13 protein-coding genes are annotated in these 20,116 nt (G+C 74.2%); 3 read left to right on the forward strand and 10 right to left on the reverse strand.

Going from position 1 to position 20,116, the window contains the following annotated elements; translation table 11 throughout:
* Positions 1-156 precede the first annotated feature (156 nt).
* On the forward strand, positions 157-1,260 hold the full coding sequence (locus tag IE248_RS02525; RefSeq protein WP_190029865.1) for a ThiF family adenylyltransferase: 1,104 nt from the start codon (positions 157-159) through the stop codon (positions 1,258-1,260).
* An 8-nt stretch (positions 1,261-1,268) separates the two neighbouring features.
* Here the strand turns inward: IE248_RS02525 and IE248_RS02530 are convergent, their stop codons facing one another.
* On the reverse strand, positions 1,269-4,481 hold the full coding sequence (locus IE248_RS02530; RefSeq protein ID WP_190029866.1) for a tetratricopeptide repeat protein: 3,213 nt from the start codon (positions 4,479-4,481) through the stop codon (positions 1,269-1,271).
* Between the two features lie 216 nt (positions 4,482-4,697).
* On the opposite strand from IE248_RS02530, the gene IE248_RS02535 reads away from it, so the two are divergent.
* Positions 4,698-6,026 (forward strand): ABC1 kinase family protein, encoded by a 1,329-nt coding sequence (locus tag IE248_RS02535; protein WP_037793258.1) that lies wholly within the window; start codon positions 4,698-4,700, stop codon positions 6,024-6,026.
* 15 nt (positions 6,027-6,041) lie between these two features.
* Here IE248_RS02535 and IE248_RS02540 read toward each other — a convergent pair whose 3' ends face one another.
* The 5 genes from IE248_RS02540 to IE248_RS02560 all read right to left on the reverse strand — a co-directional run bounded on the left by IE248_RS02540 (position 6,042) and on the right by IE248_RS02560 (position 9,916).
* Entirely contained in the window at positions 6,042-6,248 is a 207-nt protein-coding gene (locus IE248_RS02540; protein WP_073773308.1) for a hypothetical protein, read from the reverse strand.
* 103 nt (positions 6,249-6,351) lie between these two features.
* On the reverse strand, positions 6,352-6,684 hold the full coding sequence (locus IE248_RS02545; protein WP_008741476.1) for a putative WhiB-interacting protein: 333 nt from the start codon (positions 6,682-6,684) through the stop codon (positions 6,352-6,354).
* Complete coding sequence (locus IE248_RS02550) at positions 6,681-7,049, reverse strand: WhiB family transcriptional regulator (RefSeq protein ID WP_008741475.1); 369 nt, start codon at positions 7,047-7,049, stop codon at positions 6,681-6,683. The genes IE248_RS02545 and IE248_RS02550 overlap by 4 nt, the downstream gene beginning before the upstream one ends.
* Positions 7,050-7,233: 184 nt before the next feature.
* Positions 7,234-7,575: a hypothetical protein gene (locus tag IE248_RS02555; RefSeq protein WP_373301449.1), complete on the reverse strand. Its 342-nt coding sequence runs from the start codon at positions 7,573-7,575 to the stop codon at positions 7,234-7,236.
* A 169-nt stretch (positions 7,576-7,744) separates the two neighbouring features.
* On the reverse strand, positions 7,745-9,916 hold the full coding sequence (locus IE248_RS02560; RefSeq protein WP_190029867.1) for an ATP-dependent DNA helicase UvrD2: 2,172 nt from the start codon (positions 9,914-9,916) through the stop codon (positions 7,745-7,747).
* A gap of 149 nt (positions 9,917-10,065) precedes the next feature.
* Here IE248_RS02560 and IE248_RS02565 point away from each other — a divergent pair, with 149 nt between their 5' ends.
* Complete coding sequence (locus tag IE248_RS02565) at positions 10,066-10,326, forward strand: mycoredoxin (protein WP_008741472.1); 261 nt, start codon at positions 10,066-10,068, stop codon at positions 10,324-10,326.
* Positions 10,327-10,384: 58 nt separating this feature from the next.
* Here the strand turns inward: IE248_RS02565 and nudC are convergent, their stop codons facing one another.
* The 4 genes from nudC to IE248_RS02585 all read right to left on the reverse strand — a co-directional run bounded on the left by nudC (position 10,385) and on the right by IE248_RS02585 (position 19,998).
* Positions 10,385-11,332, reverse strand: a complete 948-nt coding sequence (nudC, locus tag IE248_RS02570; RefSeq protein WP_008741471.1) for an NAD(+) diphosphatase — start codon at positions 11,330-11,332, stop codon at positions 10,385-10,387.
* 77 nt (positions 11,333-11,409) lie between these two features.
* The gene (locus IE248_RS02575) at positions 11,410-12,813 is read right to left on the reverse strand and encodes a dipeptidase (RefSeq protein ID WP_037793298.1); all 1,404 of its coding nucleotides are present in this window, start codon (positions 12,811-12,813) and stop codon (positions 11,410-11,412) included.
* Positions 12,814-12,823: 10 nt separating this feature from the next.
* Entirely contained in the window at positions 12,824-16,399 is a 3,576-nt protein-coding gene (locus IE248_RS02580) for an ATP-dependent helicase (protein ID WP_229895095.1), read from the reverse strand.
* A 56-nt stretch (positions 16,400-16,455) separates the two neighbouring features.
* Complete coding sequence (locus tag IE248_RS02585) at positions 16,456-19,998, reverse strand: ATP-dependent helicase (protein ID WP_373301468.1); 3,543 nt, start codon at positions 19,996-19,998, stop codon at positions 16,456-16,458.
* Between the last annotated feature and the right edge of the window lie 118 nt (positions 19,999-20,116).

Here is a 20,116-nt window from a genome sequence, read left to right on the forward strand (position 1 = left end):
CGCGGGATCGCGCGGGAAACACCCCTTTTCTTCATCTCATATGCCTAATACCCCTTGCCTGTGGACAAATTCCCGCACCGAATGCGGTGGACGGGCACGCTGTGAGCACGAGCAATTGGGGCGGCGGTCGGCCGCTCTCGTACGAGGGGGATTGCCATGTATCCGAAAGTGAAGCCGGCGCTCGCCCGGGCCTGGCGGGACCTTCAGACGGTGCAATTCGGGGTGACGCCCGCGCACGCGGTGGTGCTCGGCCCGGTGGACACGGCGACGGGATCGCTGATCGACCGGATCGACGGCACGCGGGGGATGGAGCTGCTGCGGAAGGAGGCGGCGGGGATGGGCCTGCCGGAGGGACAGGTGGCGGAGCTCGTCCGGCGGCTGGCGGGGGCGGGGCTGCTCGATGACGCCACGGCGGGCGGACCGCGCGCCCAGGAGGTGCGGCGCCGGCCGGAGGCTCTGGAGCGGCTCGGGCCCGACCTGGCCTCGCTCTCGCTGGTGCGCCGGCAGCCCGGCGGGGACTTGCGCGGGATCGCCGCCCGCCGGGCCATACGGGTGCAGGTGCGCGGCAGCGGCCGGGTGGGCGCGCTGATCGCCGCCGTCCTGGCGGGGGCCGGGGTGGGCCGGGTCGATGTGATGGACGGGGGCCGGGTGGAGGCGGCCGATGTGGCGCCGGGCGGGCTGGGCCCGGGCTGCGTGGGCCGGCTGCGGGCCGAGGCTGCGGGGGCGCTGGTGCGGGAGTCGGCCCCGGGGCGGGCGCCTCGGGCCGCCGAGGCCGAGGGGCCGGAGCCGGGGCTGGCCCTGGTGGTGGTCGCCCCCAGGGACGGGCTCCAGGCCTGGGCCCCGGATCCGGGCGGCGCGGCCGACTGGATCGCCTCCGGCACCCCGCATCTGTACGCGGGGGTGCTGGAGGGCACCGGGGTGGTGGGCCCCCTGGTCCTCCCGGGCGCCACGGCCTGCGCGGGGTGCATGGAGCGCGACCGGGTCGACCGGGACCCGGCCTGGCCCCGGATGCTGGTCCAGTGGCGTTCGGCGCACCGGCGGCGCGCGGCCGCCGCCTGTGACCTGGGGCTGTCCACGGCGGTGGCCGGCCTGGCCGCGGCCCATGCCCTGTCCTTCCTCGACGGGGAACTCCCCGCCTCGACGGCCACCCGCTGGGAGGCGGCGCTGCCCGCCCTGCACTGGGACTCCTCACCGGTCCGCCCCCACCGGGACTGCCCCTGCGCTGCGGCCGTCCCCTCGGAGCAGGCGGTGCCCTCATGAGGAGGTGGCTAGGCGGGCGCCGCGCGGGCCGCCTCGACGGTGCGGCAGAACTCCGAGATCCAGGGCCCGGCGGCCGGGACCAGCGGGAGCAGACTGCGCAGGGCCAGGAGCAGCTCGTGCAGCTGCCCGGGCGGCGGGCTGGTCCCGAGGAACCGGGCGAGGTGGCGCTCGGCCGCCTCCCGTCGGTCCCACAGGCAGTGCGCGAGGAGGAGGTTGCCCACGTCCGCCGGGTCCGGGGTCTCCTCGGCCGCCTCGGGCGTGAGCAGTTCGACCACCCGGGTCAGGTGTCCGTCGCGATCGGGGTTCCGCAGGGCATGGAGCACCACCGCGCTCTCGTAGTGGGACCAGGCGTTGTCGGGTTCGAGGGTGAGGGCGCGGGTGAGGTCGGCCAGCGCCGCGTCGTGGTGGCCGAGCAGCCGGTGCAGGAGACCGCGGCTGGTGAGCGGCCAGGAGTCGTCCGGGGCAATCTCCACGGCCCGGTCGAGATCGGCGAGCGCCTGCTCGTACCGACCCGACATCCGGTGGGACATGCCCCGGTGGCCGAGGGCCCAGCCGTCGTCCGGATCGAGCCCGATGGCCGCGTCGTAGTCGGCCACGGCCTCATCCTGCCGATCCAGCATCGCCCGCGTCATACCGCGGTGCGTGAGCGCCCAGCCGTCGTCCGGATCGAGCGCGATCGCCCGGGTGAAGTCGGCTTCGGCTTCCCCGTACCGGTCCAGGCAGCGGTAGACGTCACCCCGGCGGGCCAGGACCCAGGAGTAGGTGAGCTCGATGTCGATCGCGCGGTCGAAGTCGGCCAGGGACTCCTCGGGACGGCCCAGCCGTCGGTAGGCGTCGCCGCGGCCGGCGAGGGCCCAGCGGTCGTCCGGGGCAAGCGCGATGGCCCGCGTGAAGACGGCCACCGCCTCCTCGTTGCGGCCCAGGGAGGTGTAGGAGTATCCGCAGCCCGCGAGGGCCCACCAGTAGTCCGGTGTGAGCGCGATGGCCCGCGTGAACTCGGCCACCGCCTCCTCGTGGCGGCCCAGGGAGCGGTAGACGTCTCCCCGGCCGGCGAGCGGCCAGTCGAAGTCGGGCTTGAGCTCGATCGCGCGGTCGAAGTCGGCGAGCGCCTCCTCGTACCGCCCCATCGAGTTGAACGCGGCGCCTCTGCTGGCGTGGGCCCAGGCGCTGCCGGGATCGAGGTCGACGGCGCGGTTGAAGTCGGCCAATGCCTCCTCGTACCGCCCCATCAGCCGGAAGGTGGCGCCGCGGCTCGTGAGCGCCCACTCGTAGTCGCTCCTGAGCTCCAGGCTCCGGTCGAAGTCGGCGATGGCCTCCTCGTACCGCTCCGCGACCTGGAGGGCGAGGCCCCGGTAGGAGACGTTCGTGAGGTCCTCGGGCGCGAGTTCGACGGCGCGGGTGTAGTCCGCGATCGCCTCGTCCAGCCGCCCCGTCAGATGACGGGTCCGGCCGCGGCCGAAGTGGGCGCGCTCGTTCTCCGGGTCGAGGGCGAGGGCGTACTCGTAGTCGGCGAGGGCCTGCGGATAGGCGTCCGCGTTGCGGTGGTTCCTGCCCCGCAGGGTCAGGGCCAGCGACTGGCCCTCGGGGTCGAGACCGGCGCGGGCCAGGAGGAGGGTCAGCACGGCGATCTCGTCGTGCGGCTCCTCCCCCAGGGACTCCATGACCTGCTCGCCCCAGCCGGTGACGGCGGGTTCGTCGCAGTCCCGGCCGGCCGTGATCAGGGTCTGGGCCCAGCGGCGCAGGCTGATCGTGCCGTGGTCGTAGGCGTCGAGCAGTTCCCGCAGGGCAGCCGGGAGAGCGGCGCGGGCGTCGGCGCACAGGCGATGGTAGGTCTCCTGGAGCCGGTGGCCGCGCCAGCGCTCGTCCTCCCACCAGCCGTCGGCCGGAGCGGCGGCTTCCTCCAGCCGCGCGCGGCGCCGCCCGAACGCGTCGGCCAGCCGGGTGTGCAACTGCTCCCAGCGCGCCGGGGACTGCCGGCGCTGGAGGCGGAGCATCGCACCGCGGACGACCTCGTGGTAACGGCAGTGGCCCGAGCGGTCGGTGACGAAGGGCATCGAGCGCAGCCAGCCGAACAGTTCGGCGGCCTCCTCCTCGACCGCCGCGCGGAAGACGTCCTCGTCCAGCTCCTGCGGGAAGGCGCAGGCCAGGGCGGCGGCCCGGCGGGCGGGATCGGCCTCCCACTTCAGGAACCGCTCGACGGCGGTGCCGCTGGGGTCCCCGATCTCCTCCACGCTGCCGGGCTGGCTCTCGGCGAGGGTGGAGACCAGGACCGGCAGCCTCCCCGACAGGCGCAGGATCACCTCGACGACCCGCTCGTCCGTCACTCCCTTTCCGGCGAGCAGCTGGCGGGCCTCGGCGTCCGTGAACACCTCAAGGGGCCAGTCGGTGACCAGGTCGTACCAGTCCTCCCAGCAGCGGGCGGCCAGCCGGGACTGTCCGGCGAGGGTGACCAGTACGTTCGCGGGCAGCTCCCCGTGGCGTTCGCTGACCAGTACGTCCCGGAGCCAGGTGTCCAGCACCGGTCCCGTGCGCTCGTAGGTGTCGAAGAACAGCACGACCCACGGGTGTCGGCGGGCGACGTCGGAGAGCTCCTCCAGGAACACCGGGGTCAGGGCGTCCATTGGGGAGAGCACGAGTTCGACGTCGCCGTGGGTGCGCAACCGGGTGCTGAGGAGCGCTTTGACGCGGTCCGCGCCGGCCGCGACCTGGTTCGGGTCGACCGCGCCGGTGAAGGCGCCGACACCGGGGATCATGCCCAGCCCCACCAGGCCCAGTTGGGAGGCGATCACGCTCGACGGGGACGGGGCGGGCGCCCCGCCGGCCGCCGGGTCCGCGCCCGCGGCGGCCCCGGCGACTCCGGCGTCGGCCTCGTGCCTGCGCTGGCGGTAGGTGGTCAGCAGCTTGTCGAAGGCCTTGAGCGGCGCGCCCTGCTGGGCGAGCTGCGCGCTGATGGCCTCCATCGCCTCGACGGCGTCCGCGGCCGCCTCGTCCACACAGGCGGTGACCGCCTGCCCTTCGCGGGCGATCGTCTCCAGCTGCCGCACCAGGGTGGACTTGCCGACGCCGGCCGGGCCGCGCACGTGGAAGAGGAACTGCCCGGCCTCGTCCAGGGGCTGTTTGAGGGCCTCCCGGAAGCCCGTGACCTGCCCCTGCCGTCCGATGAATCCGTTGGAGCGGCGCCGTCGGATCAGTTCCTGCCTCGAAGGTCCCCGCCCCGCCATCCACAGCCCCCTCACCGCCGGCAACGGCTGCCGGGCAACCATGCTGTCCCATGGGGGCGGGCACTGTCCGGCGACGGCAGGATCCCGCCACGATCGGGCGGGCGCCTGCCCCGGGGCCGCCGGGACGGCCATGACAGGATGCCTGTGTCTGAAGGTTCGGGGGACATCCCTGAGCTGCCGCTCGCGGCACAGCTGTCTGGGAACTGGAGGGGCGTTGTGTCTGATCTTCCCCGGAAAGCGGTCACCCGCACGGTCAAGCTGGCCGCGCTGCCGCTCGGTATCGCGGGCCGGGCCACCTGGGGGCTCGGCAAGCGCATCGGGGGCAAGTCGGCGGAGCTGGTGGCGCGCGAGCTCCAGCAGCGCACGGCCGAGCAGCTGTTCCGCACGCTCGGTGAGCTCAAGGGCGGTGCGATGAAGTTCGGGCAGGCCCTGTCGGTCTTCGAGTCGGCGCTGCCGGAGGAGGTCGCCGGGCCCTACCGGGCGGCGCTGACCAAGCTCCAGGAGGCGGCCCCGCCGCTGCCCGCGGGGACGGTGCGCCAGGTGCTGGCCGAGCGGCTCGGCGAGGACTGGCGGGACCTGTTCGAGGAGTTCGAGGAGAAGCCCGCCGCGGCCGCCTCGATCGGGCAGGTGCACCGGGCGGTGTGGCACGACGGCCGCCCGGTGGCGGTCAAGATCCAGTACCCGGGCGCCGGGGAGGCGCTGCTGTCGGACCTCAAACAGCTGGGCCGGTTCGCCGGGTTGCTGGGCCCGCTGATCCCCGGCATGGACATCAAGCCGTTGATCAAGGAGCTCCGCGACCGGGTCGCGGAGGAGCTGGACTACGAGCTGGAGGCGGAGGCGCAGCGCAGCCACGCGGACGCCTTCGTGGACGACGATGACGTGGTCGTCCCGGATGTCGTGCACCAGGGCGAGCAGGTGCTGGTCAGCGAGTGGATGGACGGGACCCCGCTGTCGGAGGTGATCGCGGACGGCACGCCGGAGGAGCGTGACCGCGCGGGCCAGCTGCTGGCCCGGTTCCTCTTCTCGGGGCCCGCGCGCACCGGGCTGCTGCACGCGGATCCGCACCCGGGCAACTTCCGGCTGATATCGGGGGCCGACGGGCGGACGCGGCTGGGCGTGCTGGACTTCGGCACGGTGGACCGGCTGCCCGGCGGCTGGCCCAAGCCCATCGGCAGGTCGCTGCGGATGACGCTGGACGGTGACGCCGAGGGGGTCTACGGGCACCTGCGCGACGAGGGGTTCGTGCGGGAGAGCATCGAGCTGGATCCCGATGCGGTGCTGGACTACCTGAAGCCGATCATCGAGCCCGCCGAGGCCGAGGAGTTCACCTTCACCCGGCCGTGGCTGCGCGGCCAGGCGGCCAGGATCGGCGATCCGCGCTCCCCCGCACACCAGTTGGGCCGGCAGATCAACCTGCCGCCCTCGTACCTGCTGATCCACCGGGTGACGCTGAGCACCATCGGGGTGCTGTGCCAGCTCGGTGCGACGGTGCGGCTGCGGGACGAGCTGGAGGAGTGGCTTCCGGGGTTCCTGCCGGAGGACTGAGCGGCTGCGGGCCGGTCACCACCAGGAGGAGTCGAGCCGGCCCTCGATCGCGCGGAGGTTGGCGCGCGCGCAGTCGACGCAGAAGTACTGTCTGCTCCCGTTCTCCACCGAGCAGGTCCAGGTGGGCGGGGCGCCGTCAGGGGACTGTGTGCCGCAGCGCGCGCAGACGACGGGCTGGGCCTGATGTCCCGACGGGGTGGGGTGGGGATTCGGCTGGTCCACCACCAGACGATATCCCCGCCGGGGCGGGACGGCCCACAGCAACGCACCGGGGGGACCGGTCCCTTCGGACCGGTCCCCCCGGGGTTGAGCCGTTGCCGGCTCCTTAGTGCATGACGGCCATGGCGAGGGCCCGCCGGGCGCGCAGGGAAACGCGCTCGGCTCGCCGCTGCATGCGGCGCGCGGCGACCAGGCGCAGGGCCTGACGCTCGGCGTCGACCTCACGCATGCGGTCGTCCATATGGGCACGAGCCAGGGCTTCTGGGATGAGTTGCATTTCGCGGGTCCTGTTCTGACGCGAGGTCATCGCGCCTGCGGTGATGAAGTCTGCGGTGGCGGAGCCGTGCGGCTGCTCGCTCGTGGTGGTGTTGGGGGTCATGAGGGCCTGCTTCAGCGGGTCGTGCGTGAGGGGACGGTCGATGGTTCCGAGGGCGGTCATGCCGAGACCGGGTTCTTGCGCGGACGACCACGCGGGCGCTTGCGGGCCACGACGACTCCCTGGACGAAGAGCTCGCCACCCCAGACGCCCCAGGGCTCGCGGCGCTCGATCGCCCCGGCGAGGCAGGCCTCGACCAGAGGGCAGGTGCGGCAGAGCGACTTGGCGTACTCGACGTCGGCCGGGGACTCGGCGAAGAAGACCTCGGGGTCGAAGGTGCGGCAGGGAACGGGTACGCCGAGGTTCTCGATGGCGTCGTCGAGCGCGGTGAGCGCGGTGAGCGGAGTCAAGGTGGAGTCCTCCGGGACTGCGGGCGGGGAGAGGGTCTGGGTCTGCGGTACGGACGGGGCGTGCGCTTCGAGTTGCACGGTGTTTTCTTCCTCGTCTTTGTCGTCTAGTCGTTCCGGCCGGGGTCGGCCGGGGTCGGCTGGTACCTGGTCTTTCCAGTCCCGAGGCACCTTCGGGCGTCCGTCCCCGGTCGGGGACAAACAGAAGGGCCGCGGATCCCGGGTGGGGTTCCGCGGCCCTGAAGGCGCCGGCCTGATCGTGAGATCAGGCTGGATCACTCCAGGGTTCGAGCCCGCGGAAGGCCCACATCAGGTGGTGCTGCGTCGTCGTCTGCTTCTTCAGGGATCCGGCACCGGCTGCGGCGGCGAATCCATAGGCGCCATGCGCCTGGGCTTCAGCCACTACTGCCACCGGTGCCTGGATCGGTCGCTCATTGCGCTCACTCGCCGACAGCGCGGAGGGCGCGGCCAGGAAGGCGCGGCTGTCGGCGGAAATCGCGGACAGACCGGTACCACGGAGGGAGGGCAGGAGAGCAGAGGAGCCGAGCAGGCAGGAAGCGGCAACCGAGCGATCGGTCATTTTGGTGAAGGTCATGAAGCTGGTCACTGGTCTCGCCTCCTCTCGGCGTCTCGGGGACTCGGCCCCGGAGGGCCTGTCCCATGCGTATTCGGATAAGTACAGCACGGATCCGGGGCTTCGGAGAAGCCACCGTTTCCGTTGCTAAGAACCTATGGGGATTCGCTGGGCATGTGCAAACTATTTTTCCGACGAGTTTCTACGCGTCGTCAGCACCACTGCCCCCGGGGTCCCCACCTGCGCATATGGCCAGGACGTCGGCCCCGTACCGGTCGAGCTTGCGGCCGCCCACCCCCGAGATCATCGAGAGCTCGCCCGCCTCGGAGGGCGCGGCCTCCGCGATCGCCATCAGGGTCTTGTCCGTGAAGACGCAGTACGCGGGCAGACCTTGCTCCTGCGACTGTGTCGCGCGCCACTCCCGCAGCCGCTCGTAGAGGCCCTCGTCCATGTCGGACGGACAGTCCTCGCAGCGCATCAGCTTCAGCTCGCCGGCCTCGGTCAGGGTCTTGCCGCAGACCCGGCACAGCACCGGCCCTCGGCGGCCGCGTTTGCGGACGCCGCGCTCGGCCGCCGCGCCCTCGCGGGCGCCCGGGGCCGCTGAGCCCGGCCTCAGGCCGTTCAGGAAGCGGCTGGGGCGTCGGGAGGCCCGGCCGCCCGGAGCCCGCGAGAGGCCCCACGAGAGCGTCAGGTGGAGCCGCGCCCGGGTGACGCCGACGTACAGCAGCCGGCGTTCCTCCTCGACCTGCTCATCGGTCTTCGCGTAGGTGATCGGCATCATGCCGTCGGTGAGGCCGACGAGGAACACGGCGTCCCACTCCAGGCCCTTCGCCGCGTGCAGCGAGGCGAGGGTGACGCCCTGGACGGTCGGTGCGTGCTGGGCGGCCTTGCGCTCCTCCAGCTCGATCGTGAGGTCGGCCAGGGTGGCGCCGGGCCGGGCCCGGGCGAAATCCTCGGCGAGCCGGACGAGCGCGGCCAGGGATTCCCACTGGTCGCGCACGGCGCCGGAGCCGGCCGGCGGTTCGGTGCTCCAGCCGGTGGAGCTGAGCACGGCCCGGACCTGGGAGCCGAGTTCCACGACGCCGTCGAGCAGCGGGTCGTTGCCGCTGCCGGCGGAGCGGGCCGCCCCGCGCAGGGCGAGGAGCCCCTTCTGGACCTCGGCGCGCTCGAAGAACCGCTCGGCCCCGCGCAGCTGGTAGGGCACCCCGGCGTCGGCGAGGGCCTGCTCGTAGACCTCGGACTGGGCGTTGATGCGGTAGAGGACGGCGATCTCGCCGGCCGGGACGCCGGCGGCGATCAGGTCCCTGATCCGGCCGGCGACGCCCTCGGCCTCGGCGGGCTCGTCCGGGTACTCGGCGTAGACCGGGGCGGGGCCGGGCTCGCGCTGCGAGACCAGCTCCAGCCGGTGCTCGGCGGCGCGGCCCTTGGCCTGGTTCAGCAGCCCGTTGGCGAGGTGGACCACCTGCGGGGTGGAGCGGTAGTCGCGGATCAGCTTGACCACGGTGGCCTGCGGATACCGGGTGCGGAAGGACAGCAGGTGATCGGGGGTCGCGCCGGTGAAGGAGTAGATCGTCTGGCTGGCGTCGCCGACGACGCAGAGGCTGTCGCGGTCGCCGAGCCACAGCTCCAGCAGGCGCTGCTGGAGCGGGCTGACGTCCTGGTACTCATCCACCACGAAGTGCTGGTACTGGGTGCGGATCTGCTCGGCGATGTCGCGGCGGTCCTGGAGGATGCCGACGGTGAGGAGCAGCACGTCCTCGAAGTCGATCATGCCGCGGTCGCGCTTGAGCTGCTCGTACGTCCCGTAGATCTGGGCGGTCTCCGCCAGGTCCCGGGGGGTCTCGCGGCCGGCCTTGAGGGCGGCCGCCGGGTAGTCGGCGGGGACGGTCTGGGTGACCTTGGCCCACTCGATCTCACCGGTGACATCGCGCAGCTCGCTCCGGTCCAGGCGGATGCGGCAGCGCGCGCCGGCCTCGGCGACGAGCTGGATCTTGCGCTCGACGAGGCGGGGCACCTCGCCGCCGACGGCCTTGGGCCAGAAGTACTGGAGCTGGCGCAGCGCGGCGGAGTGGAAGGTCCGGGCCTGGACCCCGCCCGCTCCGAGGGTGCGCAGACGGCCGCGCATCTCGCCCGCGGCGCGGTTGGTGAAGGTGACGGCCAGCACGCTGGCGGGCATCAGCTGGCCGGAGCGGACCCCGTAGGCGATGCGGTGGGTGATCGCGCGGGTCTTGCCCGTACCGGCACCGGCCAGCACGCACACCGGTCCGCGCAGGGTCGTCGCGACCTCGCGCTGCTCCGGGTCCAGGCCCAGGAGCACCGCGTCGGCCGAGTCCGCGGCGGCGGGGAAAGCTGAGGAGTGCGTTGCTGCTGTCACCCCGCCATGCTGCCAGGTCTGGTGGGTCGGGCGAGAAATCTGTCCACAGGCACGGTGGATCCGTCGTACCGGTGGCGGCCGGGAATGGCGGGGCGGTCCCGTACGTTCGAGTACTCGGACCAACGAGCCCCCACGAAGGAGAGCGCAGCATGCAGGACACGGGCACCGTCACGATGTACAGCACGACCTGGTGCGGCTACTGCAACCGCCTCAAGAAGCAGCTGGACCGCGAGGGCATCGCGTACAACGAGATCAACATCGAGCTCGACCCGGCGTCCGCGGCGTTCGTGGAGCAGGCGAACGGCGGCAACCAGACGGTTCCGACCGTCCTCGTGAAGTCGGTCGGCGGCAACGAGTCCGTCATGACCAACCCGAGCCTGGCCCAGGTCAAGCAGGCCCTCGCCGTCTGACCCGCTGTGCTCAGAAAGGCCCCCGCCTCCCGGCGGGGGCCTTCTGCTGTGACGAACGTTACGGAGTGGGGCGCGGCAGCGGCTCGCCGTACCAGAGCTCGACCAGGCGCGCGGCGATGGAGATCCCCGCCGGGGGCAGCACCTCGCCGCTCTCGAAGGCGGCGCGCAGGTCCTCGCGGGAGAACCAGCGGGCCTCCTGGATCTCCTCGCCGTCCACGGTGATCTCCGAGGTGACGGCCCGGGCGGTGAAGCCCAGCATCAGGCTGTACGGGAACGGCCAGGGCTGGCTGGCGACGTACTCGACGGTGCCGACGCGGACGCCCGCCTCCTCCCACACCTCGCGGATCACGGACTGCTCTATGGACTCGCCCGGCTCCACGAACCCGGCCAGCGTCGAGAACCGCCCCTCGGGCCAGTGCACCTGGCGGCCCAGCAGCGCCCGGTCGTGCTCGTCGGTGACCAGCATGATGACGGCCGGGTCGGTGCGCGGGTAGTGCTCGGCGCCGCAGCCCGGGCAGCGCCGGATGTGCCCGGCGGCCGCGACCACGGTGCGCTCGCCGCAGCGGGAGCAGAAGCGGTGCATCCGCTGCCAGTTCTCCAGCGCGACGGCGTGCACCATCAGCCCGGCGTCGCGCGGGGACAGCAGCAGCCCGGCCTCGCGCAGACCGGCCGGGCGGGCCGACTGGTCCATGCGGCCCGGCAGCGCGTCCTTCTGCAGCGCGAAGTACCGTACGCCGTCCTCGTCGGTGCCCAGGAAGTAGCGGTGGGTCTCGGTGACGGGGGCCTCGAAGGCGGGGGTCATCACGATCCCGGAGCCGCCGTCGGGGGTGTCGTCGATCAGGACCTGGCCGCCGGAGACGACGAACACGCGGGTCGTCGGGTGGCTCCAGGCGGCGGCGAGCCAGGCCTCGTCGAGGCGGTGGTGCGCGGCGCGGTCGATTCCGCTGGGCGCGGCGAGCGAGATCGGGCGCTCGGGCTCGGTATGGGTGCTCACAGGTACTTCCAACTCCCCCGGTGGTGGGACAAGGCAGGCGTACGGACGTGGGTGGGCGCGGCCGCGCCGGGCGGCGCGGCGCGCGGCGGTCAGGGGGCGGGCCAGTTCTCCGCGAGGTCTCCCCAGAGGTGGGCGGTCGTCTCGACGCCCTTGAGGAGCAGGTCCAGCTCGACCTTCTCGTTCGGCGAGTGCCAGCCGTCGGAGGGTACGGAGATCCCGAGGAAGAGGACGGGCGCGTCCAGGACGTCCTGGAGGTCCGCCGCGGGCCCCGAGCCGCCCTCGCGGGTGAAGCGGACCTTCTGGCCGAAGGCGCGGCCCATAGCCCGGACGACCGACTGGAGCGCCGGGTGGTCCAGCGGGGTCAGGCAGGGCCGGGTGGGGGCGCCGAAGGTGATGGAGTGCCGGATCCCGGCCGGGATCCGGGCCGCGACCCACTCCCGGACGGCGGCCTCGACCTCGTACGGGTCCTGTCCGGAGACCAGGCGGAACGAGAGCTTCAGGTGTGCGGAGGCGGGCACGATGGTCTTGCCGCCGGGGCCCTGGTAGCCGCCGCCGATGCCGTTGACCTCGGCGGTGGGGCGGGCCCAGACGCGCTCCAGCGTCGAGTAGCCCTTCTCGCCGGCGGCGGCGTGCGACTTGGCCGTACGGAGCCACTCGGCCTCGTCGAACGGCAGCTCGGCGATCAGCTCGCGCTCGGCGTCGGTGAGCTCGGCGATGTTGTCGTAGAAGCCGGGGACCGTGACGCGGCCGTCCTCGTCGTGCAGGGCGGCGACGAGACGGGCGGCGGCCGTGGCCGGGTTGGGCACGGCCCCGCCGAAGGCGCCCGAGTGGATGTCCTGGTCCGGGCCGTGGAAGTCGATCTCGCAGTCGGCGACGCCGCGCATGCCGGTGCAGACGGTGGGCGTGGTCTCGGACCACATGCCGGTGTCGGAGACGATCACGATGTCGGTGGCCAGGCGCTCCGCCTCGCGCTCGACCAGCGCGCGGAAGTGCGGGGAGCCGGACTCCTCCTCGCCCTCGACGAGCAGCTTGAGGTGCACGGCGGGCGCGTCGGCGCCGGTCGCGGCGAGGTGCGCGCGGACGCCGAGCGTGTGGAAGAAGACCTGGCCCTTGTCGTCGGCGGCGCCGCGGGCGTACATCCGGCCGTCCTTGACGACCGGCTCGAACGGGTCGGTGTGCCAGCCGTCGGCGAGGGCGGCCGGCTGGACGTCGTGGTGCCCGTAGACGAGGACGGTGGGGGCGGCCGGGTCGGCGGCGGGCCACTCGGCGAAGACGGCGGGGGCGCCGTCCGTCTCCCACACCTCGGCGACCGGGAAGCCGGTCTCCTTGAGCTTCGCGGCGAGCCACTCGGCGCTGCGGCGTACATCGCCCGCGTGCTCGGGCTGCGCCGAGACCGAAGGGATGCGCAGCCAGTCGACGAGGTCGTCGAGGAAGTCCGCGCGGTGGGTGTCGATGTACGTGCGGACGGCACTGTCCGCCGGGGATGCGCTCATGGCCACGAGCCTATCCGTCCGCTCCGAGGTCACCGTCCGCGTCGGATCCGCCTTGGAGGATCCGCTCAAGGCGGGCCCGGCCCGGGAGGTTGCGGGGGCGGATCACACGGCCGCTGCGGACGTGCAGGAAGGCGGCGGTGATGTGGGTGAGGGGCGTGCCGGTGGTCTCCGACCAGGCCAGTCGGTACACGGCGAGCTGGAGGGGGTCGGCGTCGGTGGAACGGCCGGTCTTCCAGTCGACGATCTCGAACGTGCCGTCGGGGTTCGCGTAGACCGCGTCGATCCGGCCGCGGATCACGCGGCCGGCGAGGGTCAGCTGGACCGGGACCTCCATGCGGTGGGGGGTGCGCTCGGCGTAGTCGCTCCGCTCGAAGGCCGCCTTGAGGGAGTCGAGGTCGGCCTCGTCGGCGATCTCCTGGTCGCCGCCGGGGAGCTCGGTCTCGGGGTCGAGGACGTCGAGGAGCGGGAGCGGGAGCTCGTCGAAGCGGGACTCCACCCAGGCGTGGAAGCGCGTGCCCTGACGCGCCGCGGGCTGGGGGGGCTGGGGCATGGGGCGGGCGAGGTCGCGGGCGAAGGCCTGCTCGTCGGCGGCGAGGCGCAGGAGCTGGCTGGCGGAGAGGGCCGACGGGAGCGGGACGTCGCGGACGACCGCCCGCGCTCGGCGGAGCTCGCCCTCCAGCGCGTCGAGGTCCCGGTCCCAGGAGGCGACGGCCCGCGCCTCCTCGGGCGTGAGCCCGCGCGGGGAGGGCGCTTCCCCGGCCCCGTCCCTTCCCGGAACCGGCGCTCCGCCGGGCAGGGCTGCGCCGGCGTCCGGCCACGGGTCGTCCCGGCCCGGCGCGGGGGCGTCCTCGACGTCGGCGGCGTCGGCGTCGTCGGCCGGCCAGGGGTCCGCTTCCGGCCACGGGTCGTCCTGCGGCCACGGCTCGTCCCCGGCGGGGTCGGTGGGGTCGGCGGGCACCGCGTCGCCGTCGGCGCCCCACAGGTCCGCCTCCGGCCACAGGTCGTCCGCCGGGGCCGCGGGGGCCGCCGGGGGCGGGGCGGCCAGGTGGGACTCGACCAGGGCCGCCGCGTGGCGGCGGAGGGCGAGGGAGGCCGGGTCCAGCGGGAGGGGCCAGGAGTGGTCCGGGGTGTCGGAGGTCGCCAGGGCCGGGTTGACCGCCTCCTCATCGGGTTCGTCCGCCCAGGCCTCGATCTCGCCGTGGCCCGCCTCGCAGTGGCGGCGCAGCGCGTCCAGGAACGCCGAGGGGCCCCGGCGCCTCTTCTGGGTCGGCCCCCACCAGTGGCCCGAGGCGAGCAGGAGGGAACGCGGGCGCGTGAACGTCACGTACCCGAGGCGCAGCTCCTCGACCTCCTTGTGGGACTTCAGGGCCGCCTTGAAGGACTTCAGGCCCGCCGAGGTCCACGCCGGGTCCCCCGGCAGGGTCTCCGCGTCCCCGCGCAGCGCGTACGGCAGGACCTTCGCGTACGAGGTCCAGGCCTCCGGGGCCTTCTCCTTCGGGAACGAGCCCGCGCACAGGTCCGGGACCACGACCACGTCCCACTCCAGGCCCTTGGACTTGTGCGCGGTGAGCACCTTCACCGTGTTCTCGCCGCCCGGCAGCGCGTGGTCGAGGCCCTTCTCGTACTGGGCGGCCGTACGCAGGAAGGACAGGAAGGCGAGCAGCGAGGCCTCGCCGTCCAGGGAGGCGAAGCCGGCCGCCACGTCCATGAAGTTGGAGAGCGTCTCCCGGCGGCGGGCCGCCAGCGCGTGCGGCGACGCCGACAGCTCCACATCCAGCCCGGTCGTGGCCAGCACCCGGTGCAGTACGTCCATCAGCGGGTCGGCGAGCGAACGCCGCAGGTCGCGCAGCTCCTGGGCGAGGTGCGCGAACCGGACCCGGGCCTGCGCCGAGAACGGCAGCTCGTCCACGGGCGCGGCGGAGGAGTGCCCCGAGCCGTCCAGGAACGTCTCCAGCGCGTCCGCGAGGGAGACGACCTCGACCGGGTCCACGCCCTCGACGGCCGCCGCGAGGCGTTCGTCCGGATCCACCTCGCCCGGGGTCCGGGCGACCAGCTGCCGCGCCCGGCGGCCCAGCAGCGCCAGGTCGCGCGCGCCGATCCGCCAGCGCGGCCCGATCAGCAGCCGGACCAGCGCGGCGTTGGCGCCCGGGTCCTGGAGGACCTCGCAGACCGCGACCAGGTCGGCGACCTCCGGAAGGTGCAGCAGCCCGGAGAGGCCGACCACCTCCACCGGCACGTCCCGGGCCACCAGGGCGGCCTGGATCCGCGCGAAATCGCCGCCCGAGCGGCACAGCACCGCGATCTCGCGCGGCTCCGTCCCGGTGCGGACCAGGTGGGCCACCGAGTCGCCGAGCCACTCCAGCTCCTCGGCGTGCGTGGGCAGCAGCGCGCACCGCACCGAGCCGGCCCGCTCCGCCCCCGGCGCCGGGCGCAGCGCCTCGACGCCCTCGTGCATCGAGCGCAGCGGCGCGGCCAGGCCGTTGGCCAGGTCCAGCAGCCGGCCGCCGCTGCGCCGGTTCTCGCTCAGCGAGAAGCGGGTGGCGGGGCGGCCGCCCGCGTGCGGGAAGTGCTCGGGGAAGTCGTCGAGGTTGGCGACGGAGGCGCCGCGCCAGCCGTAGATCGCCTGGCAGGGGTCGCCGACGGCGGTCACCGCGTGCCCCGTGCCGCCCCCGAAGAGGCCGGACAGCAGCAGCCGCTGCGCGACGGAGGTGTCCTGGTACTCGTCGAGCAGGACCACCCGGAACTCCTCGCGCAGCAGCGCGCCCACCTCGGGCCGGGTGGTGGCGAGCTGCGCGGAGAGGGCTATCTGGTCGCTGAAGTCGAGCAGGTCGCGGGAGCGTTTGGCGGCGCGGTAGCGGGCGACGAGCTCGACCAGTTCGAGGCGGCCGCGCACCGCTTCGGGCACCTTGCGCAGGTCCTCGTTGCCGAGCTTGGTGCCGGCCAGCACATCCAGCAGCGCGGTGTCGTACGCGCGCAGGTCCGCCGGCGCGACCAGGTGCTCGGAGAGTTCCGCATCGAGCGCGAGGAGGTCGCTGACCAGGTCGGGGATCGACTTGGTAAGCGCCGGGTACGGGCCGGGGGCCTCGCGCAGCACGCGGGCGGCGAGCTGGAAGCGGGTGGCGTCGGCGAGCAGCCGGGCGCTGGGCTCCAGCCCGATGCGCATGCCGTGGTCCTTGAGGAGCTGCCCGGCGAAGGCGTGGTACGTCGAGATCCGCGGCTCGCCGCCGGCCGCGCCGTCCCCGGCCGGGGATAGGTCCGGGGAAGGGGCGGTGGAAGGGACGGGCGACGGATCCGGGTCGGTGATGCCGGCCCGCGCGAGGGCCGTGCGGACGCGCTCGGCGAGCTCACCGGCCGCCTTGTTGGTGAAGGTCAGGCCGAGGACCTGCTCGGGCGCGACGGCGCCGGTGCCGACCAGCCAGACCACGCGGGCGGCCATGACGGTGGTCTTGCCGGATCCGGCGCCCGCGACGATCACCTGCGGGGCGGCGGGAGCGGTGACACAGGCCATCTGTTCGGGCGTGAAAGGGATACCGAGGAGCTCCTTGAGCTGCTCGGGGTCGGTGAGGACGGACGGACGCGCGGACACGTGAAAAGGCTAGCCCGACCGACTGACACTCCCCGCCGCCGTCTCGGCCCGCGGACTCACTCCACGGTCTGGCGTCCCTCCGGGCGGGCCGTGCACGCGCTGCGGAACGAGCAGTGGTCGCAGTGTTTGCCCGCGGCGGGGGCGAACCGTTCGTCCAGGACCCGCCCGGCGGCGGTGGCGAGCAGGTCGCCGACCCACTCCCCCTCCAGCGGCCGCTGGGCCTGGATCTTGGGCACGGCGTCGCCGCCGTCGCGCTGGGCCGCGCCCTGGCGCAGCTGGACGAGCTCGGCGCCGCCGGCCTCGGGGCGCAGCCCGTCGAAGGCCTCGTCCACGGCGCCCTCGCGGACGGCGAGCTGGTAGACGGCGAGCTGGGGGTGGCGGGCGACCTCGTCCTTCGTGGGGGCGCCCTTGCCGGTCTTGAAGTCGACGACGTACGCGCGGCCCTGCGGGTCGGCCTCGACCCGGTCCATGGAGCCGCGGATGCGGACGGCGTACTCGCCCGCTTCGAGGGTGACGTCGAAGTCGTGCTCGGTGGCCACGGGCTCGCGGCCGCCGCGGTCGGTGGTGTGCCAGCGCAGGAAGCGTTCCAGGGCGGCGCGGGCGTTCTCCTTCTCCTGGCGGGACTTCCAGGGCGCGTCGAAGGCGAGGGCGTCCCAGACGGTGTCGAGGCGCTCCATGAGGACGGCGAGGTCGGCGGGGGTCCGGCCGGAGGCGACCTCGTCGGCCAGGACGTGGACGACGTTGCCGAAGCCCTGGGCGGCGGTGGAGGGGGCGTCGGCCTTGACCTCGCGGCCGAGGAACCACTGGAGGGAGCAGGTGTTGGCGAGCTGGTCCAGGGCGGAGCCGGAGAGGGCCACCGGCCGCTCCCGGTCGCGGAGCGGGACGCTGCTGCGGGTGGGCTCGTACAGGCCCCACCAGCGCTGCGGGTGCGCGGCGGGGACCAGCGGGCGGTCGTCCTCGTCGGTGAGCGCGGCGAGGCGGGCGAGGCGGCGGGCGGCGGCGTCGCGCAGGACCGGGGAGGCCTCGGGGTCGACGGTGGTGGCGCGGAGTTCGGCGACGAGCGCGGGTACGGCGAGGGGCCGGCGCGGCCGGCCGGTGACGTCCTTCGGGGTGACGCCGAGTTCGGTGAGGAAGCGGGAGGGCTGGTCCCCGTCGTCGGCGGGGGCCTTGACGGCGGTGACGACGAGGCGGTCGCGGGCGCGGGTGGCGGCGACGTAGAACAGGCGGCGTTCCTCGGCGAGGAGCGCGCCGGGGGTGAGGGGTTCGGCGAGGCCGTCGCGGCCGATGCGGTCGGCTTCGAGGAGGGAACCGCGGCGGCGCAGGTCGGGCCAGAGGCCCTCCTGGACGCCGGCCACGACGACGAGGGACCACTCCAGGCCCTTGGAGCGGTGGGCGGTCATCAGCCGTACGGCGTCGGTGCGGGCGGTCTTGCCGGTGAGGGTGTCGGCGGCGATGTCCTCGGCTTCGAGCTGTTCGAGGAAGTTGAGCGCGCCGCGGCCGCCGGTACGTTCCTCCGCGCGGGCGGCGGTGTCGAAGAGGGCGCACACCGCGTCGAGGTCGCGGTCGGCGTTGCGGCCGGCCGCGCCGCCGCGGCGGGCGCTCCGCTCCAGGCGCTGGGGCCAGGGGGTGCCGTCCCAGAGGACCCACAGGGCCTCCTCGGCGGTGCCGCCGCCCTGGAGCAGCTCGCGGGCCTTGCGCAGGAGCAGGCCGAGGCGTTGCGCTCCGCGGGCGTAGGCGGGGTCGTGGGCGGTGAGCCGCTCGGGCTCCGCGAGGGCGCGGGCCAGCAGTACGTCCGAGGGCGCGGGCACCTTGACCCCGGCGGCCCGCTCCTCGTCGCGCAGCGCCCGCCCGAGCCGCCGCAGATCGGCGGCGTCCATCCCCCCGAGCGGCGACCCGAGCAGCGCGATGGCCGCCTCGACCCCGATCCCCGCGTCCCCGGCACCCGCCTCCGCAGCGGAGCTGCCGTCCCCGTCGGCGTCGGCAACTCCGTCCGCGTAGGCGTCCGCGTCGGCATCGGCGACCGCGTCAGCGTCGGCGACCGCGACCGCGTCGGCGGCTGCGTCCGCTTCCGCGACCGCCGAGCCGACGTCGCCGTCCGGCTCCGCCGCGGGGTCGTCCGCGAGCGCGGCGGCGGGGAAGCCTTCCCGCTCGCCCGCGTCGGCGCCTTCGGCGGCCGAGGGCCCGGCCGACTGCGCCGGAATCACCACGGCACCCGCCGCCGGCTCGGCCCCGTCGGTGGCGGGGTCCACGGCCGTGGTGGTCAGGGGGAGGGCGGCCAGGCGGAGGGCGGTGAGGAGGGGGGTGACGGCGGGTTCGTGGCGCAGCGGGGTGTCCGTGCCGTCGGTTTCGGCGGGGACTCCGGCGGAGATCAGGGCGCGGCGCATCGCCGGCAGGGTGCGGCCGCCGGCGCGGACCAAGACGGCCATGTCCTGCCACGGCACGCCCTCCTCCAGGTGCGCCCGGCGCAGGACGTCGGCGATGTTGTCCAGCTCCGCGCCCGCCGTCGGGTACGTGAAGACCTCGACCCGGCCGCCCTCCCGGATGGGCGTGAGGCCCCGGTGCGCGCGGACCGCCGCCGCCGGCAGCCGCGTCAGCGGCATCCGGGAGGTCAGGAGGCGGGTCGCGGCCAGCAGGGCCGAGGCGGAGCGGCGGCCGACGGTCAGCGCCCGCACCCGCGCGCCCGGGAAGGCGCCCTCGAAGTCCAGGGTGTTGTTGATGTCGGCGCCGCGGAACGCGTAGATCGACTGGTCGGGGTCGCCGAAGGCGACCAGCGTCCCGCCGGGTCCGGTCAGCGCCCGCAGCAGCCGCAGCTGCGAGGCGTCGGTGTCCTGGAACTCGTCGACGTAGATCACGTCGTACGCCGCCGCGAGCGACGGCGTGCGCTCCGCCAGCAGCACCGCCCGGTGCAGCAGCTCCGCGTAGTCGAGGGTGCCCTGGAGGTCCAGGACGTCCAGGTACTCCGAGAGGAAGGCCGCCGCCGCCTGCCAGTCCGGCCGCCCCAGCCGGGCCGCGAAGTCGGACAGGGCGTGCGGGCCCAGGCCCAGCTCACGGGCCCGGGCCAGCACCGCGCGGACCTCGTCGGCGAAGCCGCGCGTGGTCAGCGCGGCCCGCAGGTCGTCGGGCCAGCGGATGGAGCGCTGCCGGCGCTGGCCCTCCAGCAGGGTGCGGACCATCACGTCCTGCTCGGGACCGGACAGCAGCCGCAGCGGATCCGCGAACAGGTCGGTGTCCTGGTGGGCGCGGACCAGCCCGTAGCAGAAGGAGTGGAATGTGGTGGCCTGCGGAGCCCGCGCCCCGCCGAGGCGCAGCGCGGCCCGGTCGCGCAGTTCCACCGCCGCCTTGCGGCTGAAGGTGAGGATCAGGATCCGGGCGGGGTCGGTGCCGGCCTCGACGCGGGCGGCGGCCGCCTCGACCAGCGTGGTCGTCTTCCCCGTACCGGGGCCGGCCAGGACGAGGAGCGGTCCGCCGGGGTGGTCAACCACAGCGCGCTGCGCTGCGTCCAGAACAGGAGGAACCACCCGGTCCGGTCCGGTGCGCACCAGGCGGTACGCGTCAGGGGTCCGCGTACGCCGCTCGGAGCGGTCGGAGGGAGAGGTGATCACGTGAGCTGCCGGTCCTGGTGGGTCTACGGGGTCTGCGGGGTCTGCACGGTCCGCCCGGGCTGCCGGGTCCGCCGGCGCCGCGGTCGCGGCGATGGCCGAAGAGGCAACGCTACGC

It is taken from the genome of Streptomyces goshikiensis (assembly GCF_014650555.1).
In the GTDB taxonomy this organism is placed as follows: domain Bacteria; phylum Actinomycetota; class Actinomycetes; order Streptomycetales; family Streptomycetaceae; genus Streptomyces; species Streptomyces goshikiensis.

Coding starts and splice junctions, on each gene's coding strand:
- IE248_RS02525 (WP_190029865.1), top strand. CDS start 157: ATGTATCCGAAAGTGAAGCCGGCGCTCGCCCGGGCCTGGCGGGACCTT.
- IE248_RS02530 (WP_190029866.1), bottom strand. CDS start 4,481: ATGGCGGGGCGGGGACCTTCGAGGCAGGAACTGATCCGACGGCGCCGC.
- IE248_RS02545 (WP_008741476.1), bottom strand. CDS start 6,684: ATGACCGCCCTCGGAACCATCGACCGTCCCCTCACGCACGACCCGCTG.
- IE248_RS02565 (WP_008741472.1), top strand. CDS start 10,066: ATGCAGGACACGGGCACCGTCACGATGTACAGCACGACCTGGTGCGGC.
- IE248_RS02575 (WP_037793298.1), bottom strand. CDS start 12,813: ATGAGCGCATCCCCGGCGGACAGTGCCGTCCGCACGTACATCGACACC.